At 55.5% G+C, this 25,852-nt stretch carries 23 protein-coding genes; 18 read left to right on the top strand and 5 right to left on the bottom strand.

The genetic code is table 11. The features are described 5' to 3' along the window. Positions 1-198: 198 nt before the first annotated feature. Positions 199-582 carry an autonomous glycyl radical cofactor GrcA gene (gene grcA, locus ABEH87_RS15320; protein WP_346577427.1) on the top strand — a complete coding sequence of 128 codons (384 nt, stop codon included), beginning with the start codon at positions 199-201 and terminating at the stop codon, positions 580-582. 228 nt (positions 583-810) lie between these two features. Here the strand turns inward: grcA and srmB are convergent, their stop codons facing one another. Next, positions 811-2,136: an ATP-dependent RNA helicase SrmB gene (srmB, locus tag ABEH87_RS15315; protein WP_346577425.1), complete on the bottom strand. Its 1,326-nt coding sequence runs from the start codon at positions 2,134-2,136 to the stop codon at positions 811-813. A 132-nt stretch (positions 2,137-2,268) separates the two neighbouring features. Here srmB and ABEH87_RS15310 point away from each other — a divergent pair, with 132 nt between their 5' ends. Next, positions 2,269-3,006, top strand: a complete 738-nt coding sequence (locus ABEH87_RS15310; RefSeq protein WP_346577423.1) for a tRNA1(Val) (adenine(37)-N6)-methyltransferase — start codon at positions 2,269-2,271, stop codon at positions 3,004-3,006. Here the strand turns inward: ABEH87_RS15310 and nadB are convergent, their stop codons facing one another. Beyond that, positions 3,007-4,608, bottom strand: coding sequence for an L-aspartate oxidase (nadB, locus tag ABEH87_RS15305; RefSeq protein WP_346577421.1), 1,602 nt, complete (start codon positions 4,606-4,608; stop codon positions 3,007-3,009). 476 nt (positions 4,609-5,084) lie between these two features. Here nadB and rpoE point away from each other — a divergent pair, with 476 nt between their 5' ends. From rpoE to acpS, 11 genes are all read left to right on the top strand, one after another. Next, on the top strand, positions 5,085-5,660 hold the full coding sequence (rpoE, locus tag ABEH87_RS15300) for an RNA polymerase sigma factor RpoE (protein ID WP_062744587.1): 576 nt from the start codon (positions 5,085-5,087) through the stop codon (positions 5,658-5,660). Between the two features lie 29 nt (positions 5,661-5,689). Next, positions 5,690-6,340: an anti-sigma-E factor RseA gene (rseA, locus tag ABEH87_RS15295; protein ID WP_346577420.1), complete on the top strand. Its 651-nt coding sequence runs from the start codon at positions 5,690-5,692 to the stop codon at positions 6,338-6,340. Beyond that, positions 6,340-7,296: a sigma-E factor regulatory protein RseB gene (gene rseB, locus ABEH87_RS15290; protein ID WP_346577419.1), complete on the top strand. Its 957-nt coding sequence runs from the start codon at positions 6,340-6,342 to the stop codon at positions 7,294-7,296. The genes rseA and rseB overlap by 1 nt, the downstream gene beginning before the upstream one ends. Continuing rightward, positions 7,293-7,757 (top strand): SoxR-reducing system protein RseC, encoded by a 465-nt coding sequence (gene rseC, locus ABEH87_RS15285; RefSeq protein WP_346577417.1) that lies wholly within the window; start codon positions 7,293-7,295, stop codon positions 7,755-7,757. Before rseB ends, rseC begins: the two co-directional genes overlap by 4 nt. Before the next feature lie 238 nt (positions 7,758-7,995). Continuing rightward, entirely contained in the window at positions 7,996-9,795 is a 1,800-nt protein-coding gene (gene lepA, locus ABEH87_RS15280) for a translation elongation factor 4 (protein WP_346577415.1), read from the top strand. 29 nt (positions 9,796-9,824) lie between these two features. Then, positions 9,825-10,763 carry a signal peptidase I gene (gene lepB / locus ABEH87_RS15275; RefSeq protein WP_346577413.1) on the top strand — a complete coding sequence of 313 codons (939 nt, stop codon included), beginning with the start codon at positions 9,825-9,827 and terminating at the stop codon, positions 10,761-10,763. Between the two features lie 139 nt (positions 10,764-10,902). Then, entirely contained in the window at positions 10,903-11,583 is a 681-nt protein-coding gene (rnc, locus tag ABEH87_RS15270) for a ribonuclease III (protein WP_346577411.1), read from the top strand. Continuing rightward, a complete protein-coding gene (era, locus tag ABEH87_RS15265) occupies positions 11,580-12,485 on the top strand; it encodes a GTPase Era (RefSeq protein WP_346577409.1) in 906 nt (301 codons plus the stop codon). The genes rnc and era overlap by 4 nt, the downstream gene beginning before the upstream one ends. 5 nt (positions 12,486-12,490) lie before the next feature. Continuing rightward, positions 12,491-13,228 (top strand): DNA repair protein RecO, encoded by a 738-nt coding sequence (recO, locus tag ABEH87_RS15260; protein WP_346577407.1) that lies wholly within the window; start codon positions 12,491-12,493, stop codon positions 13,226-13,228. A gap of 74 nt (positions 13,229-13,302) precedes the next feature. Beyond that, a complete protein-coding gene (gene pdxJ, locus ABEH87_RS15255) occupies positions 13,303-14,034 on the top strand; it encodes a pyridoxine 5'-phosphate synthase (protein WP_346577405.1) in 732 nt (243 codons plus the stop codon). After that, positions 14,034-14,414, top strand: a complete 381-nt coding sequence (acpS, locus tag ABEH87_RS15250; protein ID WP_346577403.1) for a holo-ACP synthase — start codon at positions 14,034-14,036, stop codon at positions 14,412-14,414. The genes pdxJ and acpS overlap by 1 nt, the downstream gene beginning before the upstream one ends. On the opposite strand, the gene ABEH87_RS15245 is transcribed toward acpS, so the two are convergent. Both ABEH87_RS15245 and ABEH87_RS15240 read right to left on the bottom strand, forming a co-directional pair. Further along, complete coding sequence (locus ABEH87_RS15245) at positions 14,411-14,665, bottom strand: YfhL family 4Fe-4S dicluster ferredoxin (protein WP_346577402.1); 255 nt, start codon at positions 14,663-14,665, stop codon at positions 14,411-14,413. The genes acpS and ABEH87_RS15245 overlap by 4 nt on opposite strands. A 677-nt stretch (positions 14,666-15,342) precedes the next feature. After that, positions 15,343-16,182 carry a MurR/RpiR family transcriptional regulator gene (locus ABEH87_RS15240; protein ID WP_346577526.1) on the bottom strand — a complete coding sequence of 280 codons (840 nt, stop codon included), beginning with the start codon at positions 16,180-16,182 and terminating at the stop codon, positions 15,343-15,345. Positions 16,183-16,371: 189 nt separating this feature from the next. Here ABEH87_RS15240 and murQ point away from each other — a divergent pair, with 189 nt between their 5' ends. The 4 genes from murQ to tadA are packed head-to-tail and all read left to right on the top strand — an operon-like array spanning position 16,372 to position 19,822. Further along, positions 16,372-17,268 (top strand): N-acetylmuramic acid 6-phosphate etherase, encoded by an 897-nt coding sequence (gene murQ / locus ABEH87_RS15235; protein WP_346577400.1) that lies wholly within the window; start codon positions 16,372-16,374, stop codon positions 17,266-17,268. A gap of 17 nt (positions 17,269-17,285) precedes the next feature. Further along, positions 17,286-18,650, top strand: a complete 1,365-nt coding sequence (locus ABEH87_RS15230) for a PTS transporter subunit EIIC (RefSeq protein WP_346577398.1) — start codon at positions 17,286-17,288, stop codon at positions 18,648-18,650. A 3-nt stretch (positions 18,651-18,653) separates the two neighbouring features. Then, positions 18,654-19,292 (top strand): phosphatidylglycerophosphatase C, encoded by a 639-nt coding sequence (gene yfhb / locus ABEH87_RS15225; protein WP_346577397.1) that lies wholly within the window; start codon positions 18,654-18,656, stop codon positions 19,290-19,292. A gap of 47 nt (positions 19,293-19,339) precedes the next feature. Continuing rightward, positions 19,340-19,822 (top strand): tRNA adenosine(34) deaminase TadA, encoded by a 483-nt coding sequence (gene tadA, locus ABEH87_RS15220; RefSeq protein WP_346577395.1) that lies wholly within the window; start codon positions 19,340-19,342, stop codon positions 19,820-19,822. A gap of 34 nt (positions 19,823-19,856) precedes the next feature. Here tadA and mltF read toward each other — a convergent pair whose 3' ends face one another. Beyond that, on the bottom strand, positions 19,857-21,314 hold the full coding sequence (gene mltF / locus ABEH87_RS15215; protein WP_346577394.1) for a membrane-bound lytic murein transglycosylase MltF: 1,458 nt from the start codon (positions 21,312-21,314) through the stop codon (positions 19,857-19,859). A 270-nt stretch (positions 21,315-21,584) separates the two neighbouring features. On the opposite strand from mltF, the gene purL reads away from it, so the two are divergent. Continuing rightward, positions 21,585-25,469 (top strand): phosphoribosylformylglycinamidine synthase, encoded by a 3,885-nt coding sequence (gene purL / locus ABEH87_RS15210; RefSeq protein WP_346577392.1) that lies wholly within the window; start codon positions 21,585-21,587, stop codon positions 25,467-25,469. Positions 25,470-25,852: the final 383 nt, after the last annotated feature.

Genomic DNA, 25,852 nt, shown 5'->3' with positions numbered 1-25,852 from the left:
GAATAATTTCAGACTTTGATAAAATTGATATAAAACAGAAAGTTGCTGTTTTTATGCGGTATCCGCCGGGCCTCAGGTTGATTTGTATCAAAGAGACACCATTCTCGTGCTGGTATACAGATCCCAGAAGAATAAGGGTTTATCCATCAACCAGGCGCTGAACGTTGGTTTAGTGCCCATTGCCTGGGAGGCAACAATATGATTACCGGAATTCAAATTACTCAAGCCACCAATAGTGCGTTACTGAACTCTTTCTGGCTGCTGGACAGCGATAAAGCCGAAGCGCGTTGCGTGTGTGCGAAGGCGGGTTACAGCGAAGATCAGGTTGTGCCTGTCAGCGATCTCGGCCAGATTGAATATCGTGAAATTCCACTGGAAATGAAACCGCAGGTGCGTGTCGAGGGTGGCCAGCACCTGAATGTGAATGTTCTGAGCCGCGAAACGCTGGAAGACGCAGTCGAACATCCGGAAAAATATCCGCAGCTGACTATCCGTGTTTCAGGTTATGCCGTGCGTTTTAACTCACTCACGCCAGAACAGCAGCGAGATGTGATTACCCGCACCTTTACTGAAAGTCTGTAACCACCATCAGCCAGAGATCATTGAGCGGAAGGTGATTAAGTCACCTTCCGCTTTATTTATTTAACACAATGATAACAAAAGGCGGTCTGGCTTTTTTTTAACGCCGCTCTCTGCTCAACGTATCACTTTGTGTGAAAAGGGCCAGTTTCTGGCCAGACTCTGCGTTTTGATGTTTTTACGGCAATAAAAAACCGCCCCTGGAGGGCGGTTTTTTGTCGTGCAGTGTGATTATTCAGCACTGTTCGTTTTAGCGGTCGGCTTACGGCGTTTACCCACGTTCTTGCTGTCGCGGTGACGCTCTTTGACGCGCGGTTTTTCTTCCTGCTTCTCTTTGTCTTTCAGCTCTTTGCGTTTAGCCAGCACTTTCTTCGACGGCTTGCCTTTCAGCTTTTCATTCGGCGCACGCGTGGTCGGACGCAGTTCATCAATGGTGCGCGGCTTCAGCGGCTCTTTGATGTAACGGATGATGCGTCCCAGCAGCATATTGTCGTGCGCTTCCACCAGTGAAATAGCGATACCTTTCTTGCCCGCACGGCCGGTACGGCCAATACGGTGCAGGTAGGTGTCTGCGGTCAACGGCATATCGAAGTTAAACACATGGCTGACATCATCAATGTCGATGCCGCGTGCGGCGATATCGGTCGCAACCAGCACGTTAACACGGCCTTCCGCCACGCGCTTAATGGCCTCGTTACGCTTCGCCTGAACCAGTTCCCCTTCCAGGTAGCTGGTGTTGATGCCCGCTTCACGCAGCCAGCCGCACAGCTCGTGCACACGCTCACGCTTACGCACAAAGACCACCGCACGGGTCATTTCCGGCTGTTTCATCAGGTGGATCAGCAGCGCGGTTTTGTGTTTGATATCATCCGCACGGTAATACCACTGCTGAATCTTCTTGCGTTCGCGCCGCGCCGGGTCGGCCTCGATTTCGATCGGCTCGTTCAGAATGCGCTCGGCAAAATCTTTGATCGCTTCGCCTTCCAGCGTGGCGGAGAACAGCAGAGTCTGTTTGCGCCAGCGGGTTTCGGCCGCGATGGTTTCGATGTCCTGAGCAAAGCCCATATCCAGCATGCGGTCGGCTTCATCCAGCACCAGCGTCTCAACCGCACGACAGTCAAAGTTCTCTTCTTTAATATATTGCAGCAGGCGACCGGTGGTGGCGACCACGATATCCTGGTTTTCGCTGAACACTTCAGCGTGGTTCATAAACGCCACGCCGCCGGTGATCGTGGCAATATCGAGGTGCGTGTGTCTGGCCATTTCACGTGCCTGGTCCGCAACCTGCATGGCCAGTTCGCGCGTCGGCGTCAGGATCAAAATACGCGGCGGGCCGGACTTCTTACGCGGGAAATCGAGCAAATGTTGCAGTGCGGGCAGCAGGTAGGCCGCAGTCTTGCCTGTACCGGTTGGTGCCGAACCCAGAACGTCGCGACCCTCCAGTGCTGCCGGAATAGCTTCTGCCTGGATGGCAGTAGGGCGCGTGTAGCCTTTCTCCTGCAGGGCTTGCAGTAGGCTCTCGTCTAATTCGAGTTCGGAAAAAGTGGTTACAGTCATGGTCTACCTCAGTTTGGGGCGCTGATTATAGACAGATTGAACACGATCTTCATCTGTTTGTGTGGAGTTAATGACTTTTCCTTCGTCACGGATTGTCCTATGCTAGCGCCGTTTCCCTTTCAGGTCAGTCAAATGTCACAGCAGAAAGCCATTCTCCGCGCCAACGGATTTACCTTCAAACAGTTTTTTGTCGCCCACGATCGCTGCGCCATGAAAGTGGGCACCGATGGTGTTCTGCTCGGTGCATGGGCACCTGTCGCGAATGTTCAGCGGGTACTGGATATCGGCAGCGGGAGCGGTCTGATTGCCCTGATGCTGGCGCAGAGAACCGCAGAGTCGGTAGCAATTGATGCCGTGGAACTGGATCCTGCTGCAGCGACCCAGGCGCAGGAAAATGTGGCGGAATCACCCTGGCCGGACAGAGTTCACGTCCACCAGGCGAACATTGTTGAATGGGCGCAGCGCTGTGAACAGCGCTATTCGCTCATTGTCAGTAATCCTCCCTATTTTTCTCCGGGGTCGGACTGCGCTTCTCCTGAACGGGCGTCGGCACGTTACACCCATGACCTGACCCATGACGTGCTGCTGCGCTGCGCTGAAAACCTGATTGCCGAAGAGGGGTTCTTCTGCGTAATCCTGCCGGAAGCTGCGGGCAGTCAGCTGGTGGAACTGGCGCGGCAGCGCGGCTGGCATCTGCGTTTTCGTACTGACGTTGCCGATAATGATACCCGGCCGCCTAACCGCGTCCTGCTGGCGTTATCACCCAAACCCGGTGAGCAGCTGCTGGACCGCATGACGATACGCGGGCCGGACCACCAGTATTCTGACGCCCACTGCAGCCTGACCCGCGACTTCTATTTGTTCCGTTAATCACGGGGCGAGGATGGTCGGCAGCGCCTCACCCAGCGCTTCAGGGTAGTCGAGAGTGTAATGCAGACCGCGGCTCTCTTTGCGCGCCATGGCGCAGCGCACCATCAGCTCTGCGACCTGCACCAGATTTCGCAGCTCCAGCAGGTTATTGGAGATGCGGAAGTGGGCATAGTATTCGTCAATCTCCTGTTGCAGCGTGTTAATGCGGCGCAGCGCCCGTTCCAGTCGTTTCGTGGTGCGCACAATTCCCATATAGTCCCACATAAATAACCGCAGCTCATGCCAGTTGTGCTGGATCACCACGCGTTCGTCGGAGTCGTCCACCCGGCTTTCATCCCAGGCGGGAAGATGCTCCACCATCGCCACCTGTGGCAGGCGACGGCTGATATCTTCAGCCGCTGACCAGCCGTAGACCAGGCACTCCAGCAGGGAATTGGATGCCAGGCGGTTTGCCCCGTGCAGGCCGGTATAGCTGACCTCGCCAATGGCATAAAGCCCGTTAACATCGGTTCGTCCCTGCTGGTCGACCATTACCCCACCGCAGGTGTAATGCGCGGCCGGAACAATCGGAATCGGCTGGGTCGTCAGGTCAATGCCCAGGGCCAGCAGCTTTTGGTAGATAGTCGGGAAGTGAGCGCGCACAAACTCTGGCGGCTGGTGGCTGATATCCAGATACATGCAGTCCGCCCCAAGCCGTTTCATTTCGTGGTCAATCGCCCGCGCCACGATATCACGCGGGGCCAGTTCACCGCGCTCGTCGAAGTCAGGCATAAAGCGGGTGCCGTCAGGGCGTTTCAGCACCGCTCCTTCGCCGCGCAGCGCTTCGGTCAGCAGGAAATTACGCGCATCCGGGTGGAACAGACAGGTCGGATGGAACTGATTGAATTCGAGATTGGCCACGCGGCAGCCCGCACGCCACGCCATTGCGATGCCGTCACCGGAAGCCACATCGGGGTTAGTGGTGTACTGATAGACTTTCGCCGCGCCGCCGGTAGCCAGCACGACGGCACGTGCGCGGCAGGTCTCAACCATTTCCCGTTTGCGGTTCCAGATATAAGCCCCCACCACGCGGCGTTCACCCGGCAGACCGATCTTATCGGAAACGATCAGGTCAACGGCGTTGCCGCGTTCAATCAGGGTAATGTTGGGGTGGCTCAGCGCCTGGCTCACCAGGGTGGTTTCTACGGCTTTTCCGGTGGCATCCGCGCTGTGCAGAATACGGCGGTGACTGTGGCCGCCTTCGCGCGTCAGGTGGTAACGCTCTTCGCTGTTTAGCGGCGTTTCTTTATCGAACAGAACGCCGTTATCAATCAGCCACTGTACGCAGTGGCGCGCGTTACTGGCAATAAACGACACGGCCTCACGTTCACACAGGCCGCCCCCGGCAATTAAGGTATCTTCGACGTGTGATTCAATGCTGTCGGTTTCATCAAACACCGCCGCGATCCCGCCCTGAGCATAGAATGTCGAGCCTTCGCTGACCGGGCCTTTGCTCAGTACGGTGACCTGGTGTTTTTCTGCCAGGCGTAATGCCAGTGACAGACCCGCAGCGCCGCTACCAATAATCAACACATCACAGCTGTAATCAGAAGAAAGGGTCATGTTGTTTAATTTACTAAACAGAGTGTTTGTTGAGCATAGCACTCAACTTCTCCAGGCAAAAACGCTTTTTACCCTGTACACCTCCCCCGCTGCGCTAAATCAAATATTGAGTGGAAAATAAGACGTTCTGCGGATGGAAAAATGGCGACTTAGCGCGTTTAATATTACGAACTGTCACTTAATGACGCGATAATAAGATGAAAAAGCTGTCTTCTTGCGTTACTCTGCGGGCGTCGTCAGGCTCCTGAACCAGGACGTTCCGGGAGTTCAAAGAGAGGCAGTGGCCGACAAATCCATCAGAATGCAAAAAAAAGCGTGCGGGTTTGTAAATGTCCCCTGATGACACCACAAAAATAATGGCGTAATGGAACTTTCCTGATGAAAATGACTCAGATTGCATGCTCGTCCATAAAGATTGAGTTTTTACTGGAAGTGCGATTACGCGTGGAGACAAGTTTGGGGAGACCTTACCTCGGATGAGCGAGCAGTTAACGGATCAGGTTCTCGTTGAGCGAGTGCAGAAGGGAGATCAGAAGTCATTCAATTTACTGGTAGTTCGCTATCAGCATAAAGTGGCGAGCCTGGTTTCCCGCTATGTGCCGTCAGGAGATGTCCCTGATGTAGTGCAGGAGTCGTTTATTAAAGCCTATCGTGCGCTGGAATCTTTCCGGGGCGACAGTGCTTTCTATACCTGGCTCTATCGGATTGCCGTCAATACGGCCAAAAATTACCTGGTGGCTCAGGGCCGCCGTCCACCGTCAAGCGACGTGGATGCTATCGACGCCGAAAACTTTGAAAGTGCGGGAGCGTTGAAAGAAATTTCGAACCCTGAGAACTTAATGTTGTCGGAAGAATTGAGACAAATAGTTTTTCGCACCATCGAGATGCTACCCGAAGACTTGCGTATGGCGATCACCTTACGTGAACTCGATGGCCTGAGCTATGAAGAGATAGCCGTGATCATGGATTGCCCGGTGGGTACGGTACGTTCCCGTATTTTCCGCGCCCGTGAAGCTATTGATAATAAAATTCAACCGCTTATCCAACGCTAGCGATAGCGAAACAGGAAGGGTATTGAGGCATGCAGAAAGAACAACTTTCCGCTCTTATGGACGGTGAAACGCTGGACAACGAAGTGATGTCCGCGCTGTCTAAAGACGTTGTGCTGCAGAAAAACTGGGAAAGCTATCACCTGATCCGCGATACGTTGCGCGGTGACATCCCACAGCAGCTGGATTTTGATATCTCTGCCCGTGTTATGGCTGCGATTGAAAATGAGCCAGCAAAAAATATCACGCGTTTGATCCCGGAAGCGCAGCCAAAACCTGAGCAGGCCGCTGCTATGCCGTTCTGGGCCAAACTGCGTCCGTTTGCGGCACAGATTACGCAGATTGGCGTCGCGGCCTGTGTATCACTGGCGGTCATTGTCGGTGTTCAGCAGTACAACAAGCCTGTTGAGGGGCAGTCCCAGGACTCTCCGGTCTTTAATACGCTGCCGATGATGGGTCAGGCTTCCCCTGTCAGTCTTGGTGTCCCGGCTGAAAATGCCAGTGCACCGGTCAATGCGAATCAGCAGGTCCAGGATCAGCGTCGCCGTGTGAATGCGCTGCTGCAGGACTATGAATTGCAGCGCCGTCTGCATGCTGAACAGCTGCAGTTTGAACAGAGCCCTGACCAGCAGGCTGCTGCTCAGGTTCCTGGTAATCAGTCGTTAGGAATGCAACCGCAGTAATGAAGCAGCTTTGGTGCGCCGTCAGCCTTATGGCTGGCAGCCTGATTTACTCCTCTGTCGCCCCGGCCGCTCAAACGCCATCCGGGGCGTTGTTACATCAGATGGAGCAGGCCAGCCAGTCACTCAGCTATGAACTTGCCTATATCAATGTCTCCCGCCTGGGCATTGAGTCTTTACGCTACCGTCATGCTGTCATCGATAACAAAACCTATGCGCAGCTGTTGCAGATGGACGGCCCGCGCCGTGAAATCATCCAGCGTGGCAAAGAGGTGAGTTATTTCGAGTCGGGTTTAGAGCCCTTTACGATGGCGGGAGATCACATTGTCGATTCCCTGCCTTCGCTGGTGTATGCCGACTTTCAGCAGCTCTCTGCCACCTATGATTTTGTCTCCGTGGGACGGACGCGCATCGCCGATCAGCTGTGTGAAGTGATCCGCATTGTGCCGCGTGATGGCACCCGCTATGGCTATATTGTCTGGCTGGACAGCGAGACCAAGCTCCCTCTGCGGGTTGATCTGCTCGATCGCGATGGTGAAACGCTGGAGCAGTATCGCGTAGTGAGTTTCGCCGTAGATGATGGCGTACGCAAATTGATGCAGGGGCTGGAAAGCGCCAAACTTCCTCCGGTGTCATCTGTGCCTACGGGCGGTAAGGTGACCTTTAACTGGAAGGCTGGCTGGGTGCCGGCGGGGATGAAAGAAGTGGCGCAGAGCCGTCGGCAACTGCCATCCCTGGATCGTCCTGTTGAGACGCGTCTCTATTCCGATGGCCTGTTCAGTTTCTCAATCAACATTACGCTTGCTGATAAAACCAGTTCGCCGCAGCAGCTGCGCACCGGGCGTCGTACGGTTCAGACAGAAGTACGCAATAATGCGGAGATCACCGTGGTCGGTGAACTTCCTCCGGCGACCGCCAAACGTATCGCTGATAGTGTAATTTTAGGTACTGCGCCATGATGAGAGAATGGGCAACCGTAGTGTCGTGGCAGAACGGTATTGCCACGCTACACTCCGAAATCAAAACGTCCTGCAGCAGCTGTTCGGCCCGTAAAGGCTGTGGCAGCCATATGCTGGATAAGCTGGGGCCAAAAAATGCGCACGTGATGAAAATCGCCAGCGCGGAACCGCTTTCTCCGGGGCAGAAAATCGAGCTGGGCATTGCGGAAACCAGCCTGCTCAGCTCAGCGTTTCTGGTCTATATGACTCCGCTGATCGGGCTGTTTGCCCTTGCCGGCGTGTTTCAGATGCTGTTCCACAGCGATCTGGCCGCCGCCTCTGGCGCACTGCTGGGGGGCATAGGTGGATTTATCATTGCGAAAGGTATCTCGAATGTACTGGGGCGTTCCGCTTCATTTCAGCCGGTGATCCTGAGCGTTTCACTTCCGCCTGATGCTATTCGCGTCACTACCGATGCCTGACCGGCGAACAGACGGCTGGCTGCATTTGCCTGCTATCCGTCTTAATTTACCCCGTCTTATTGCCCGTTTCCCTTTCGTTAAGGCAGCCCGGACATTATTGCCTGCCTGCGACGATTCCACCCCTTTGATATGTAGTGTAGAATGCTGCCTTTCGGGCCAGTATTCGCCTGTTATATCGCGCTCTTCTGACTGCGTGTCGTAAGAGTTCCAGAATTTGTAAGGCAGAAAAATCTCAATAATGAAGCACATAAGAAACTTTTCTATCATCGCCCACATCGACCACGGTAAATCAACGCTGTCAGACCGTCTGATCCAGATTTGTGGCGGGTTGACCGAACGTGAAATGGCTGCGCAGGTTCTGGATTCTATGGATTTAGAACGCGAGCGTGGCATCACCATCAAAGCGCAGAGCGTGACGCTCGATTACCATTCACCCGATGGTAAAACTTACCAGCTCAATTTTATCGACACCCCCGGCCACGTGGACTTCTCATATGAAGTATCCCGTTCGCTGGCCGCCTGTGAAGGCGCATTGCTGGTGGTAGATGCCGGGCAGGGCGTAGAAGCTCAGACCCTGGCAAACTGCTATACCGCGATGGAAATGGATCTGGAAGTCGTACCTGTACTGAACAAAATCGATCTGCCCGCTGCCGATCCGGACCGCGTTGCCCAGGAAATTGAAGATATCGTGGGGATTGATGCCACCGACGCGGTGCGCTGCTCCGCGAAAACCGGTATTGGCGTTCCTGACGTGCTGGAGCGACTGGTGCGTGATATTCCGCCGCCAGAAGGCGACCCGGAAGGCCCGCTGCAGGCGCTGATCATCGACTCCTGGTTCGATAACTACCTGGGTGTGGTGTCGCTGGTGCGTATCAAAAACGGCACCATGCGCAAAGGCGAAAAAATTAAGGTGATGAGCACCGGTCAGACCTATAACGCTGACCGTCTGGGCATCTTTACGCCGAAGCGCGTTGATACTGACGTGCTGAACTGTGGTGAAGTAGGCTGGCTGGTCTGTGCTATTAAAGACATCCTGGGTGCGCCGGTCGGGGATACCCTGACGCTGGCACGTAACCCGGCGGATAAAGCGCTGCCTGGCTTTAAAAAAGTGAAGCCGCAGGTTTACGCCGGTCTGTTCCCGATCAGCTCTGATGATTACGAAGCCTTCCGTGATGCGCTCGGTAAACTGAGTCTGAACGATGCTTCCCTGTTCTATGAGCCAGAGAGTTCTACCGCGCTGGGCTTCGGCTTCCGCTGTGGCTTCCTCGGCCTGCTGCACATGGAGATCATCCAGGAGCGTCTGGAGCGCGAATACGATCTGGAGCTGATCACCACAGCGCCAACCGTAGTCTATGAAGTTGTGACCACGGATAACCAGACCATCTATGTTGACAGCCCCGGTAAACTGCCGCCGCTGAACAACATCGAAGAGCTGCGTGAGCCGATTGCAGAGTGTCATATGCTGCTGCCACAGGAGTTCCTGGGTAACGTCATCACGCTGTGTATCGAAAAACGTGGCGTGCAGACCAACATGGTTTACCACGGTAATCAGGTTGCGCTGACCTATGAAATTCCGATGGCCGAAGTGGTGCTCGACTTCTTTGACCGCCTGAAATCAACCTCTCGCGGTTATGCCTCACTGGATTACAACTTCAAACGTTTCCAGGCTTCCAACATGGTGCGTGTCGATGTATTGATCAACTCAGAGCGTGTTGATGCGCTGGCGCTGATTACGCATAACGACAATGCGCCATACCGCGGTCGCGACCTGGTTGAGAAGATGAAAGAGCTGATCCCGCGTCAGCAGTTCGACATTGCGATTCAGGCGGCGATTGGTAACCACATTATCGCCCGTTCTACGGTCAAACAGTTGCGCAAAAACGTTCTTGCCAAGTGTTATGGCGGTGACGTCAGCCGTAAGAAAAAGCTGCTGCAGAAACAGAAAGACGGTAAGAAACGCATGAAACAGGTGGGTAACGTTGAGTTACCGCAGGAAGCGTTCCTTGCCATTCTCCACGTGGGTAAAGACAGTAAATAAGCCTGCCTTCGGGCTATGAGGGAACTGGAATGGCTAATATGTTCGCCCTGATTCTGGCGATAGCAACGTTGATTACCGGGATTATCTGGTGCATCGACAAATTTAAATGGGCACCCGCCCGCCGCGCGAAACGTGCGGCAGCGCAGGCCCAGGGCATTGAAGCGACCAAAGCTGAAAAACAGCCGGGCTGGGTGGAAACCACCGCATCGGTATTCCCGGTGCTGTTCGTGGTGTTTGTGGTGCGTTCGTTTATTTATGAACCGTTCCAGATCCCCTCCGGTTCAATGATGCCGACGCTGCTGATCGGTGATTTTATCCTGGTGGAAAAATATGCCTACGGCATTAAAGATCCGATCACCCAGACCACGCTGATCGCAACCGGTCATCCAAAGCGCGGTGATATCGCGGTATTTAAATACCCGAAAGATCCGAGCATGGATTACATCAAGCGTGTCATTGGCTTACCTGGCGACCGCGTGACTTACGATCCGCTGAGTAAGACCGTGTCGGTGCAGCAGTCTGCTACTGCTGCACTGCCGGTAACCTACTCTGATGTTGAAGAGAGCGACTTTATCCAGACCTTCAGCGGCTTTAGCGGCAATGAGGTGGGTAATGGTTTCTTCCAGGTGCCAAAAGGTGAATCAATGCAGGGCGGCGTACGTCTGGCCACGCGTAACGAAACGCTGGGGGATGTGACCCACCGTATTCTGATGATTACCCAGGCACCCAGCCAGCCGGGTTCATACTACCGCCAGCCAGGCCAGCCGCAGTCCAGCTGGGTGGTGCCGCAGGGTATGTACTTCATGATGGGCGATAACCGTGATAACAGCGCTGACAGCCGTTACTGGGGTTTCGTTCCGGAGCGTAATCTGGTGGGCAAAGCGACCGCGATCTGGATGAGCTTTGACAAGCAGGAAGGGCAATGGCCTACTGGCGTTCGCCTGAGCCGTATTGGCGGCATTCACTAATGATCGCCTGCGGGCGACATTAACGACGAGTGGTCTGCCATGTTGGCAGGCCACTGCACACGAAACAGATCGTGTTGGTATTCAGGTCCAGCCCTGTTCCGTGTGCAGCATAATTGACGCATTAAGAAATTGGTAACGCATGAACCCCATCGTAATTAATAAGCTTCAACGTAAGCTGGGCTACACTTTTACTCATCAGGAATTGTTGCAGCAGGCACTGACCCACCGTAGTGCCAGCAGTAAGCACAATGAAAGACTGGAATTCCTTGGCGACTCTATCCTTAGCTATGTGATTGCTAATGCCCTTTATCAGCGCTTCCCTCGCGTCGATGAAGGCGATATGAGTCGTATGCGTGCCACGCTGGTTCGCGGTAACACGCTGGCAGAGATGGCGCGGGAATTTGACCTCGGCGAGTGTTTACGCCTGGGTCCGGGTGAACTAAAAAGCGGCGGCTATCGTCGTGAATCGATTCTGGCTGACACCGTAGAAGCGCTGATTGGCGGGGTTTTCCTCGACAGCGATATTCAATCGGTCGAGCAACTGATCCTGAGCTGGTACGCCAGCCGTCTCGATCAGATCAGCCCAGGTGATAAACAAAAGGATCCAAAAACGCGTCTGCAGGAGTTTCTGCAGGGTCGCCATCTGCCGCTACCTTCTTATCTGGTAGTACAGGTGCGTGGCGAAGCGCACGATCAGGAATTTACTATTCACTGTCAGGTAAGCGGCATGGCAGAACCGGTTGTGGGAACCGGCTCAAGCCGTCGCAAAGCTGAACAGGCAGCAGCCGAACAGGCGCTGATTAAGCTGGGAATTGAATGAGCGAACAAACTACCCATTGCGGCTTTATTGCTATTGTAGGCCGTCCGAACGTTGGTAAATCTACCTTACTGAACCAGTTACTGGGGCAGAAGATTTCCATTACCTCGCGTAAGCCACAAACCACGCGCCACCGCATTATGGGCATCCATACCGAAGGGGAGCATCAGGCGATCTACGTCGATACCCCAGGCCTGCATATGGAAGAAAAACGGGCGATCAACCGCCTGATGAACCGTGCTGCCAGCAGCTCGATCGGTGATGTCGAAATGGTGATCTTCGTGGTCGAAGGCACCAAGTGGACCGCCGATGATGAAATGGTACTCAACAAGTTGAAAGACGGCAGAGTGCCGGTGCTGCTGGCGATCAACAAGATCGACAACATTACCGATAAAAGTATCCTGCTGCCGCACCTGCAGTTCCTGGGTTCGCAGATGAACTTTATGGATGTGGTACCGATCTCAGCCGAAAAAGGAACGGGCGTTGATACCATCGCCAGCATCGTGCGTAAACGCCTGCCGGAAGCCGAACATCACTTCCCGGAAGACTACATCACTGACCGTTCCCAGCGCTTTATGGCGTCGGAAATTATTCGTGAGAAGCTGATGCGTTTCCTCGGTGCGGAACTGCCGTATTCCGTCACGGTAGAGATAGAACAGTTCCTCACCAACGAGCGTGGTGGCCTGACGATTAATGGTTTGATTCTGGTTGAACGTGAAGGCCAGAAGAAAATGGTGATCGGTAACAAAGGTGCCAAAATCAAAGTCATCGGTACTGAAGCTCGCAGGGATATGGAAGATATGTTTGAGGCGAAAGTCCACCTTGAACTGTGGGTGAAAGTGAAGTCCGGCTGGGCGGATGACGAACGCGCCTTACGCAGCCTGGGCTATACCGACGACCTCTGAACCTGATGGAAGGCTGGCAACGCGCATTTGTCCTGCATGGACGTCCCTGGAGCGAAACCAGCCTGCTGCTTGACCTGTTCTCTGAACAGCACGGCAGGGTGCGGGTGCTGGCTAAAGGCGCCCGTTCCAAACGTTCCAGTCTGAAAGGGGCGTTGCAACCCTTCACTCCGCTGCTGGTGCGCTGGGGTGGCCGTGGCGAGGTCAAAACCCTGCGCGGTGCTGAACCTGTCTCACTTGCCCTCCCTCTCAGCGGTACCTCTCTCTACTGTGGTCTGTACGTCAATGAACTGCTTTCGCGCGTGCTGGAACATGAGACGGCGTTTAGCGAACTCTTCTTTGACTATCTGCACTGTATTCAGGCACTGGCGGCGGATGCCGGATCGCCAGAGCCGGCACTCAGGCGCTTTGAACTGGCCATGCTCGGCCATCTGGGTTATGGCGTTGATTTCCTGCACTGCGCCGGCAGCGGTGAAGAAGTGGCCGACGGCATGACCTACAGCTACCGTGAAGAGAAAGGCTTTATCGCCAGCCTGGTTGTCGGGCACCGCAGTTTTACCGGTCGTCATTTACGCGCCCTCTACCAGCGCGAATTTCCGGATGCCGATACCCTGCGCGCCGCCAAACGCTTTACCCGTATTGCCCTGAAACCCTATCTGGGCGGTAAACCGCTGAAGAGTACCGAGCTTTTTCGCCAGTTTCTGCCGAGAAAACGACCAGATGCAGCGCTTCCCGGTGATGAATAGCCACAAGCCATACCCCTGTATACAGCGATCGTTGTACACTTCTTAAAACCTTTCGCGATTTTCTGAGGACTATCATGGCAGAGCTTTTGTTAGGCGTTAACATCGATCACGTCGCTACCGTGCGTAATGCGCGCGGCACGCATTATCCCGATCCAGTCCAGGCAGCATTTGTCTCTGAACAGGCTGGTGCCGATGGGATCACCGTACATTTGCGTGAAGACCGCCGTCATATCACCGATCGTGACGTGCGTATTCTGCGCCAGACTATCCAGACCCGGATGAACCTCGAAATGGCCGTCACCGATGAAATGGTCGGCATTGCCTGTGAAATCCTGCCGCATTTCTGCTGCCTGGTGCCGGAAAAGCGCGAAGAAGTGACCACCGAAGGTGGGCTGGATGTCGCCGGTCAGCAGGATAAAGTGACGGCCGCCGTAAAGCGCCTTAATGACGCCGGGATCCTGGTTTCCCTGTTTATTGATGCCGATCGCCGCCAGATTGATGCTGCCGTCGCGGCGGGTGCGCCCTATATTGAAATCCATACCGGTGCCTATGCTGAAGCGCAGGAAGGCCCGGAGCGCGAAGCCGAACTGGCGCGCATCGCTGAAGCCGCCACCTATGCAGCAGGTAAGGGCCTGAAGGTCAATGCCGGGCACGGTCTGACCTACCATAACGTGCAGCCGATTGCCGTTCTGCCGGAAATGCATGAGCTGAATATCGGCCATGCCATTATCGGACGCGCCGTATTTAGCGGGCTGGCGGAAGCGGTGAAAGAGATGAAGCAGCTGATGCGGGAAGCTCGTCGTTAATGGCTATTCTTGGCCTTGGAACGGATATTGTAGAGATCGCCCGCATTGAAGGGGTGATCTCACGCTCCGGCGACCGTCTGGCAAAGCGCGTGCTGAGTGAGAACGAGTGGGCGCAGTACCAGGCGCACCAGCAGCCGGTGCGTTTTCTTGCCAAGCGTTTTGCGGTGAAAGAAGCGGCGGCGAAAGCCTTCGGCACCGGTATTCGCGGCGGTCTGGCGTTTAATCAGTTTGAAGTTTACAACGATGAACTGGGCAAGCCTGGCCTGCGCTTTTTCCAGCACGCGCAGGACGTTGCCCATAAGCTTGGGGTGGTGCATGTGCATGTGACGCTGGCCGATGAACGCCACTACGCCTGTGCCACTGTGATTATTGAGAGCTAAACGACGGGGTGCAGTTCGACAAATTTGTCCCACAGCTGTTCGTTACTCTCGATATGCTGTGGGTCAGTGATGATGGTGTGATCGATAGGGCAGACCTGCTGACAGGTGGGCGCGTCGTAGTGACCAATGCATTCCGTACAGCGGTCGGCGTCGATTTCGTAGAACTCATCCCCCATGGAAATCGCCTCGTTAGGGCACTCCGGTTCACACATATCGCAATTGATACAGCGCTTAGTAATTAATAATGACATTTCAATATCCGTCAGGATTTTTTATGAAAGGACGATAGCACAATCCTTCCCCGTCACCAACGATCCGCTGTTTGCGCTACCCTTCAAAAAAGGGAGGGCACTGTAAACCGCTATATACAAAATCAAATCTTACTGCCCTTAAAATGATAAGGAAGAGAGGTTTCTGCGCGTCAATTAAATCCAGTGAAAACCACTGGCGGTGCATTCAGTCTGATTCTGACCGGATAATTGAAAAAAGAAAAAAGAAGTTATCACTAATCAGTCAGCGACGGCTGTTAGCTGCCCTGAGCAACGGTGCGGATAATCAGTTCCAGTGATATTGGGAAAATTTAAAGGCGGCCTGACGCGGCGTATATTTTCTCCAATCCCTTATATTATCTGAAGATATTTTCCATAAAATCAATTCTGACTTTGTTTCTCTTTTGTTTAAAATAGAGCGCAGATGGTGCCTGAACTTAATTTTCCATAAAATAAAATTAATCTTTTCAATCATTGTTCACCGCCGTGGCTAAACATGCCCTTGGTTTTAACGCATGATATCGTTTTATTTCATTGTTAAGAAGTGGGCGTGGGGTAACAGATGTGACTTAATAGAATGTTCTTACTTTTTTCAAATATAGCCGATGAATAAAAAAGGCCAGCAGAGGCCTTTTTATTCATTCATATAAATCTGTTATTCAGACCAGCTTTTTCACCAGGGCTTCACTGTGACGAATGTGGCTGGAAGCGCGTTCCGGATCGCGCTGAATCAGCGCCATAAACAGCAGGTCAGTCAGGGCCAGCTGCGCCGTTGTTGATGAGATGGCGGCGCTGCGGGTGGTCTGTTCTTCAGCCACGGTATACAGGCAGTGGCTGGCAGATTGCTGAAGCGTATTCGGTGTAAAACCGGTAAAAGCCAGCACGGTAGCCCCGATGCGCTGAGCTTCCTGGGCAGCAAGATTAATCTCGCGGCGTTCCCCCGTATAGGAGATAGCCAGCAGCACATCGCCAACCTCTAACGCCTGCACGCTGGCCAGCAGCGCGTGCATGTCCTGCTCGGCCACCGCGCTGATACCTATCTTCATCAGTTTCCAGGAGAAATCCTTGGCCACCAGACCGGAAGCGCCGATGCCGACCAGCACAATGCGCCGGGCCTGTTTGAGCAGGCGCAGCGTTTCCAGCAGCATCTCTTCGCTGTTGATATCGAGCGTGGCGCGGATCGCCGAGGTTTTCTCAGTAAACAATTTTTCACCGACAATCTTCAGCGCGTCATCGCTGAGAATATGATTGTGGACGGTGATCGCATCTTTCTCCGTCAGAGATTCACTCAGCGCCAGCTTTAGCGCCGGGAAGCCCTTATAGCCCAACTTCTGCGCAAATTTCACTACGCTCGACTGGCTGACCCCTGATTCATCAGCCAGTTTTTGTGAACTCAGGTGACGTGCACGGTCCGGCTGCGACAGCAGGAAGTCAGCCAGCCGACGTTCGTTCAGTGCCAGGCTCGGATAAAGCTGACGGATACGCAGCAGTGCACTCATCATTTTTCCTCTTACGAATTCGGGGCCATCATATTGAATTATCTGTAATGATAACATTCAGTGCCCTAAGTCTAACGCGGCATTTGAGGGTTTCCATGATTAAGACGGGTAAAATGTCTTACCGCAAAGAATAAAATATTCGTATACAATAAGCATTGTATGAATTAAAAATTCAAAAAAGGAGAAGTAATGAATCTTGGTGCACTGGTATCAGAAACGCGCAACCCGCAAACGCTCGACCTCGATAACCTGTCGACGCTGGAGATGGTGACTAAATTCAATCAGCAGGATGCCACGGTGGCGGCGGCCGTCAGCCTGACGTTACCGCAGGTGGCAGAGGCTGTGGATGCCGCCGCCGCTGCGCTGGCAGCTGGCGGTCGCCTGATCTATATGGGCGCGGGTACCAGCGGCCGGCTGGGCGTGCTGGATGCCTCCGAGTGTCCTCCTACCTTTGGCGTACCTCACGGCGTGATTGTCGGGCTGATTGCCGGGGGACCGGGCGCTTTACTGAAAGCGGTAGAGGGCGCAGAAGATGATGAACAGCTGGGCATCAGCGATTTGCAGGCGCTGAATCTGACGGTGAACGATATGGTGGTGGGTATTGCGGCATCCGGCCGTACGCCTTATGTCATCGGCGCACTGCGCTATGCGCGTCAGCAGGGCTGCCGCACGGCGGCTATCTCCTGTAATCCGGATTCGCCGATTGCCCGCGAAGCGGCGATTGCCATCTCTCCGGTTGTCGGCCCGGAGGCGCTGACCGGATCGACGCGTCTGAAATCGGGGACGGCGCAGAAACTGGTGCTGAATATGCTGTCCACCGGCGCGATGGTGAAAACCGGCAAAGTGTATCAGAACCTGATGGTGGACATGCAGGCGACCAATATTAAGCTGGTCGATCGCGCACGGCGCATGGTGTGTGAAGCCACGGGCTGTGACGATCAACAGGCTGAAGCGGCCCTGGAGCAGGCAGGATATGAAGTGAAAACCGCAATTTTAATGATTCTGGCCGATCTCCCGGCAGATCGGGCGAAACAGCGTCTGATTGCCCATCACGGTTTTTTACGCGCCGCACTGGCTGACGCATAACTCAAAAAGGATCACCCATGGATAAATCTGTCCGGCTGGCAGAAGCGCTGCTGCGGGGTATTGGCGGATCGGCCAATATTCTTCGTCTGGAAAATTGTATGACGCGGGTACGCGTGGAGGTCAGCGACGACAGTCTGCTGCACCCGGACGACCTGCGCCAGTTGGATGGGATAAAAGGGTACGTTAAGCAGGGAAGCCAGCATCAGTTTATTGTCGGGCCCGGTGCGGCTGCAAAAGTCACGGATGCGATGCACGCATTAATCTCATCCCCCGTCGCTGGCGCAGGGGTGGGGGATGTAACGCATAATAAAGCGCAGGCAAAAGCCCGCTATCGCGCGCCGCTCAGTGACGCACTGCGTCAGCTGGCCAATGTGTTTATCCCCCTGATCCCGGCGTTCATCGCTTCAGGCTTGATCACCGGGTTAATCAATATCGTTAAGCGCCCGGATGTGGTGGGAGATATTGCCACTCAGTACCCCAACGTCATCGGGCTGCTGGCGATATTTGGCAGTGCGGTGTTTACCATTATGAATATTCTGGTCGGGGTCAATACCGCCAAAGTGTTTGGCGGCTCCACGGCGCTGGGGGGCGTGATGGCGGGGATCCTCTCCAGCCCGGCGCTGGCACAGATTACCCTGTTTGGCGAGCCGTTAGTTCCGGGGCGCGGCGGGGTGATTGCGGTTCTGCTGGTGGTGGTGCTGATGTGCTGGATAGAAAAACGTCTGCGTCAGCATCTGCCAGAATCACTGGAACTGATCCTTAACCCGCTTCTGACTACACTTATTACAGCCTCGCTGGCGATACTGCTGCTGCAACCGTTGGGCGGCATGATTTCTGATGTGATTGCCCACGGGGCGACGCTGGCAATTGACCGGGGGGGTGTCCTGGTCGGCGCCGTGCTGGCAGGAACCTTTTTGCCGCTGGTACTGACCGGGCTGCATCAGGGAATGGTGCCGATACACGTCGAGCTGGTACAGGCGCATGGCTATAACGCGCTGCTACCCATTCTGGCCATGGCCGGGGTGGGGCAGGTGGGGGCATCGCTGGCGGTATTAATGAAAACCCGCAATGCCCGACTGAAAAAGCTGGTCAAAGGGGCGTTGCCGGTGGGTATTCTCGGCGTGGGTGAACCGCTGATCTTCGGGGTGACGCTGCCGCTCGGGCGGCCGTTTATTGCCGCCTGTCTTGGCGGTGCTATTGGCGGAGCGGTTATCAGCTATGCTAAGGTCGCCACCCTGATTACGTTTGGGCTTTCCGGTCTGCCGCTGGCGCTGACCATTGTTGCCGGGAAAGTAGTAATGTATCTGACAGGCTGGCTGGCCGCCGTTATCGGTGGCTTCCTGTTTGCCTGGTTTATGGGATTCAATGACCCTGAGGAGTAAGCTTTGGTAACCAGTCGGGAACGACGTGTCGTATTTTTTGATCTCGATGGCACGCTGCATCAGCAGGATATGTTCGGCACATTTATGCGCTGGCTGCTCTGGCGCCAGCCGCTGAATCTGCTGCTGGTCGTGCCGCTGTTGCCGGTCATCGGGCTGGGGCTGCTGTTGAAAGGACGCGCCGCGCGCTGGCCAATGAGCCTGCTGCTGTGGTCGATTACCTTTGGCCACAGCGAAGCGCGCCTGACGCAGCGCGAGCAACAGTTTGCACACTGGTTTCGTCAGCGCGTCACGGCGTTCCCCGTGGTGCAACAGCGGCTCACTGACTACCTGAGCAGTGAAGATGCTGACGTCTGGCTGATCACCGGTTCGCCGCAGCCGCTGGTTGAGCAGGTTTACTTTGACTCGGCGTTTCTGCCACGGGTCAAACTGATCGCCAGCCAGATGGCGCGCGGCTGGGGAGGCCGGGTGCTGGCGATGCGCTGCCTCGGCCATGAGAAGGTGGCACAGCTGGAAGAGCAAATCGGCACGCCGTTACAGCTTTACAGCGGTTACAGCGACAGCAAGCAGGACAACCCGCTACTGTTTTTCTGCCAGCATCGTTTCCGCGTCACCCCGGTGGGTGAGCTACAGCAACTGGAATAAGCGGCAATTAAAGATATAATGTCGCGCTTTTTTTGCTGGAGATGCAGGTGACTGACAATAACGATGAATTCTGGATGCGCCATGCGCTTCAACTGGCTAAGCGCGCCTGGGAAGAGGGCGAAGTGCCGGTCGGTGCCGTGCTGGTGCACGAAGGGCGGGTCATTGGCGAAGGCTGGAACCGCCCGATCGGTCACCATGACCCGACGGCGCACGCTGAGATGATGGCGCTACGTCAGGGCGGGAAAGTGATTGAGAATTACCGTCTGCTGAACACCACGCTGTATGTCACGCTGGAGCCCTGCATCATGTGTGCCGGTGCGATGGTGCACGGCCGCGTCGGTCGTCTGGTCTTTGGTGCGCGCGATGCGAAAACCGGGGCAGCGGGTTCGCTGCTTGATGTGCTGGGGCATCCGGGAATGAATCATCAGGTGAAGACTGAACAGGGTGTGCTGGCGGAAGAGTGTGCCGCGCTGTTGAGCGACTTCTTCCGTCAGCGCCGCGCCGAAAAGAAAGCGCAGCGCAGGGGCTGATGCTCTTTTCCGGCCCGCCGGTTTACCACGCCGATCAGTTTAACGCGACTTTCGCTTCCACAGTGGGGTAGCCGCTACCCAGTTCGGCTTCCATCGCGGCTTGCTGCGCCTGCTTCCTTTCCTGATCCTGCAAATAACCTACCAGGCTTATCTCATACTTACGGATGTTTTCCACATAGGCATAGGCCTCGTGGCCGCGCGCGTAACCGTAATTAGTCTGGCTGTAGTAACGTTTCTGACTGAGCATCGGCAGCCGGACTTTTACGTCAGCCCAGCTATCCGGATTAGCCTTCTGTTTTTCCGTCAGCTTGCGGGCATCAAGCATATGGGCATACCCCATGTTATAGGCGGCCAGCGCAAACCAGATGCGTTCGTCTTCGGGGATGGTCGGCGGTACTTTTTCCATCATGCGCACCAGGTACTCACTACCGCCGCGAATACTCTGTTCGGGGTCAGTACGGTCGGTCACGTTGACGCTGTCGGCGGTGTTACGCGTCAGCATCATCATGCCGCGTACCCCGGTGGGCGACGTGGCCTGGGGGTTCCAGTGTGATTCCTGATAAGAGATGGCGGCCAGCAGGCGCCAGTCTATGTTCCGGGCATATTTTTCGAATAAGGGCTTAATATCCGGCAGGGTCGCGTCGATGGCGCGCAGGAAGGTTCGGGTATCAACGTAGTCAAAGGTGCCGACGTGGCCTAGATACTTCTCATCCAGTCGCGCCATGGCTCCCTCCTCACCCATCTGGTTGAAGAAGTCGAGCAGCGCCGCATTCATGCTGTCGTCCTGCTCCTGCTGGATATACCAGGTGACCGGCTCTTCATCAGTGATATCAAATGCCACCGCCAGCTGCGGATGAATGCGTTGCATTAAGGCAATAGTGACAGAATCGCCCACGGTATAGTCGAGCTTGCCGTCAGCCACGGCCTCCAGCAGGCCCTGAGGCGTCTGGTCAGTTGAAATCGCCCAGTCGAGGTCAGGGTACTGTTGCGCTTTCACGTTACGCAGAGTCGATAGATAGGCCGAGCCTGAGGCCGCCGTCAGACGCCCCTTCAGATCGCCCAGATTTTTTGGCCGTGGCGAACCAATGCGATAAACCAGCTGTTGGGAAACCGAATAATAAGAGGGACCGGCACGAAAACGCGTGAGCCGTTCATTGTTGTAGATTAAGCCTGCCGCCAGCAGATCGGCTTTATCGTCTTCCAGGTCGTCAAAAAGGTCGCCAAGGTTCGGGCGCACGGTGACTTCCAGCCTGACCCCCAGATAACGGGCGAAGCGTTTCGCCAGCTCATAGTCCATCCCCGCTGGTAAATGATTGACGGTGTAGTAAGTCAGCGGAGAGTTTATGGTGCTGATGCGCAGCACTCCCCGTGATTTTATCTGTGCAATACGGTCGGTCGAACCGCCGTACCACGGGATCGAGGGCCACAGTGCCAGCGCAAGAAGCACGGTGATCAACCCGACCAGAAGATAATTAAATTTAAAGCGTTTCAAATAGTTATCTCTCGGTGATTCTCAGGTATCTGTCTTCTATGGCAGTATTTGTGATCTATAATTGGTCCTGAGCGTGGGGCATTCTGCGCAACTCCGCGCAGCTCCGCAACTGAAATCCACCTGTTTTGTGCGTTTTTCAGGCAATTCCTTATCGCGATTAAATCTGCGCAAACGGTTTCGTAACGGGTGCGGATTCACTATAATACCGCCCGTTTTCCCCTGTTGCGCCCAATGAAGCGTCGCCCGGCGCTTCGAGACGAGAGATCTTTAATGATGGAAATTCTGCGTGGTTCGCCCGCTCTGTCGGCATTTCGTATTAACAAATTGCTGGCCCGCTTTCAGGATGCTCACCTGCCGGTGAGTGACATTTACGCTGAGTACGTCCATTTCGCTGATGTCAGCGCGCCGCTTACCGGGGATGAGAAATCCCGCCTGCAACGCCTGCTGAAATACGGTCCCTCTCTCGCGGAACACACCCCGCAAGGCCGCCTCCTGCTGGTGACGCCGCGTCCCGGCACGATTTCACCGTGGTCTTCTAAAGCGACAGATATCGCCCATAACTGCTCCCTGCCGCAGGTTCTGCGTCTTGAGCGCGGCCTGGCCTTCTACGTGCAGGCACCGCAGCTGACCGACGCACAGTGGGGGGCGCTGGCCGCTCTGCTGCATGACCGCATGATGGAAACCGTGTTTACCGACATGAACCAGGCGGAAGCACTGTTTGCTCAGCATCAGCCTGCGCCCGTGCAAAGCGTCGATGTGCTGGGTGAAGGGCGCAACGCGCTGGTTCAGGCCAACATCAAACTTGGCCTGGCACTGGCCGATGATGAAATCGACTACCTGCAGGCGGCGTTTGAAAAACTGGGGCGCAACCCGAACGATATTGAACTCTACATGTTTGCTCAGGCCAACTCTGAGCACTGCCGTCACAAAATCTTCAACGCCGACTGGGTGATCGACGGCCAGGTTCAGCCGAAATCGCTGTTCAAAATGATCAAAAATACCTTCGAGAAGACCCCCGACCACGTATTGTCTGCCTACAAAGACAATGCGGCGGTGATGGAAGGTTCTCAGGTCGGGCGCTTCTACGCCGATCCGCAGGGCAACTATGATTTCCATCAGGAAGACGCACATATTCTGATGAAAGTGGAAACCCATAACCACCCGACCGCGATTTCTCCGTGGCCGGGAGCCGCGACCGGTTCCGGCGGCGAAATCCGTGATGAAGGTGCCACCGGGCGCGGGGCCAAACCTAAAGCGGGTCTGGTCGGTTTCTCGGTTTCCAACCTGCGCATTCCGGGCTTTGAACAGCCGTGGGAAGAAGATTTCGGCAAGCCGGATCGCATTGTTACCGCACTGGATATCATGACCGAAGGCCCGTTGGGCGGCGCGGCGTTTAACAACGAATTTGGTCGCCCGGCGCTGAACGGCTACTTCCGCACTTACGAAGAGCGCGTTAACAGCCACAATGGCGAAGAGCTGCGCGGCTACCACAAACCGATCATGCTGGCGGGCGGTATCGGTAATATCCGTGCTGACCACGTGCAGAAAGGTGAAATCACCGTGGGTGCCAAACTGATCGTCCTGGGTGGCCCGGCGATGAACATCGGCCTGGGCGGCGGTGCGGCCTCTTCAATGGCCTCCGGCCAGTCTGATGCTGACCTTGATTTTGCTTCCGTACAGCGCGACAACCCGGAAATGGAGCGCCGCTGTCAGGAAGTGATCGACCGCTGCTGGCAGCTCGGTGAAGCGAACCCGATTCTGTTTATCCACGACGTCGGCGCGGGCGGCCTGTCCAACGCCATGCCGGAACTGGTGAGCGACGGCGAACGCGGCGGGCGCTTCAATCTGCGCGACATTCTCAACGACGAGCCGGGCATGAGCCCGCTGGAAGTGTGGTGTAACGAATCGCAGGAGCGTTATGTGCTGGCGGTGTCCCCGGACAGCCTGGCGCTGTTCGATGCGCTGTGTCAGCGTGAACGCGCACCGTATGCGGTGATTGGTGAAGCGACCGAAGAGATGCATCTGTCGCTGTCCGACAGCCATTTTGACAACACGCCAATCGATATGCCGCTGGACGTGCTGCTGGGTAAAACCCCGAAAATGACCCGCGACGTCGTCACGCTGCAAGTCAAAGGGGATGCACTGGTGCGTGACGGGATCACCGTAGCGGATGCGGTTCACCGTGTGCTGCACCTGCCGACCGTGGCAGAGAAAACCTTCCTGATCACCATCGGTGACCGTTCGGTAACCGGTATGGTTGCCCGTGACCAGATGGTCGGCCCGTGGCAGATCCCGGTCGCCAACTGCGCGGTGACCACCGCCAGCCTCGACAGCTACTACGGTGAAGCGATGGCTCTGGGTGAACGTGCTCCCGTTGCGCTGCTGGACTTCGCCGCTTCCGGCCGTCTGGCCGTGGGTGAGGCGCTCACTAACATTGCCGCCACCGAGATTGGCCCGCTGACGCGCATTAAGCTGTCGGCAAACTGGATGGCTGCGGCCGGTCACCCGGGTGAAGATGCCGGTCTGTATGAGGCGGTGAAAGCCGTCGGCGAAGAGCTGTGCCCGGCGCTGGGGATTACCATCCCGGTCGGCAAGGACTCGATGTCGATGAAAACCCGCTGGCAGCAGGGTAACGAGCAGCGTGAGATGACCTCGCCGCTGTCGCTGGTGATCACCGCCTTTGCTCGCGTAGAAGACGTGCGTAAAACCGTGACTCCGCAGCTGCAGACGGGGGAGAACGCGCTGCTGTTGATCGACCTGGGTAAAGGCGTTAACGCACTCGGTGCGACGGCGCTGTCACAGGTTTACCGTCAGCTGGGCGACAAGCCTGCCGACGTGCGCGATGTGCAGCAGCTGGCAGGCTTCTATAACGCCATTCAGGCGCTGGTGAGCGAGCGCAAACTGCTGGCCTACCACGACCGTTCCGATGGCGGTCTGCTGGTGACGCTGGCAGAGATGGCCTTTACCGGTCACTGCGGTGTGGCGGTAGATATCGCCGCCCTGGGCAGCGACAGCCTGGCGGCATTGTTCAACGAAGAGCTGGGCGCGGTGATTCAGGTGGCAGCGGCTGACCTTGCCGCTGTGCAGCAGGTGTTTACCGATCATGGCCTGAGCGACTGTGTGCACGTCCTCGGCCAGGCGGTGGAAGGGGATCGCTTTGTCATCACCTCGGGCGATTCTGCCGTGTACAGCGAGAGCCGCACCACGCTGCGTACCTGGTGGGCAGAAACCACCTGGCAGATGCAGCGTCTGCGCGATAATCCGAACTGTGCCGATCAGGAGCATGACGCCAAGAAAGATGACCGCGATCCGGGCCTGAATGTCGCGCTGACCTTCAAACCGCAGGAAGACATTGCCGCCCCTTACATTGCCACCGGCGCACGCCCGAAAGTGGCCGTGCTGCGTGAGCAGGGCGTTAACTCCCACGTTGAAATGGCGGCGGCCTTCCATCGTGCCGGGTTTGATGCGGTTGATGTGCATATGAGTGACCTGCTGGCAGGACGTCGCGGCCTGGATGACGTACAGGCGCTGGTGGCCTGTGGCGGTTTCTCCTACGGTGACGTGCTGGGTGCAGGTGAAGGCTGGGCGAAATCGATTCTGTTTAACACCCGCGTGCGTGACGAATTCGAAACCTTCTTCCACCGTCCGCAGACCCTGGCACTGGGGGTCTGTAACGGCTGCCAGATGATGTCTAACCTGCGTGAGCTGATCCCCGGCAGCGAAGAGTGGCCGCGCTTTGTGCGTAACCAGTCAGAGCGTTTTGAAGCGCGCTTCAGCCTGGTCGAAGTGGCGGCCAGCCCGTCGCTGCTGCTGGACGGCATGGCCGGTTCGCGGATGCCGATCGCGGTTTCTCACGGTGAAGGTTTTGTTGAGGTCCGCAGCGATGCGCACCTGGCACAGCTGGAGAGCAAAGGCCTGGTGGCGCTGCGTTTTGTTGACAACTTCGGCAAGGTGACCCAGCAGTACCCGGCCAACCCGAATGGTTCCCCGAACGGTATTACTGCGGTGACCAACGAAAGCGGTCGTGTGACCATCATGATGCCGCACCCGGAGCGCGTGTTCCGCACCGTCAGTAACTCCTGGCACCCGGCAGAGTGGGGCGAAGACAGCCCGTGGATGCGCATCTTCCGCAACGCACGTAAACAGCTGGGGTAACCCTTACGTTAAGCGCAGCGAATAATAAACCGGCCTGATTTGAGGCCGGTTTTTTTTTGCATTGATTCAGTGGCCAGAGTGTTGCCATTTCACTACAGAAGCGTATTTGCACTGTCTCCAGATGGTGACATTTAACTTACTGATTTATCTTATTTTTGATTTTTCATGCAGCAGATGTCGCTAAATGAAGACACTCAGGTGGACCAGTTGGTCAGAAATCGTGCTTTCTGACGTCGGATAAATATAAAATCTGAGGATTATCGGGGGGTAAGCGGCGTATTGCAAAGTTGGCACAACAATTGCTATACTCTGTGCAGTGGCTCATTCACCTGGTTATGACAGCCCTGCGCAAGCGGACAAGTGCCCATAACGCCCAGAATGAC

It is taken from the genome of Erwinia sp. Eh17-17 (genome assembly GCF_039675725.1).
Lineage (GTDB): Bacteria > Pseudomonadota > Gammaproteobacteria > Enterobacterales > Enterobacteriaceae > Erwinia.
Note: the sequence above shows the minus strand (reverse complement) of the source record. Positions and strands in the feature narration are given on the sequence as shown.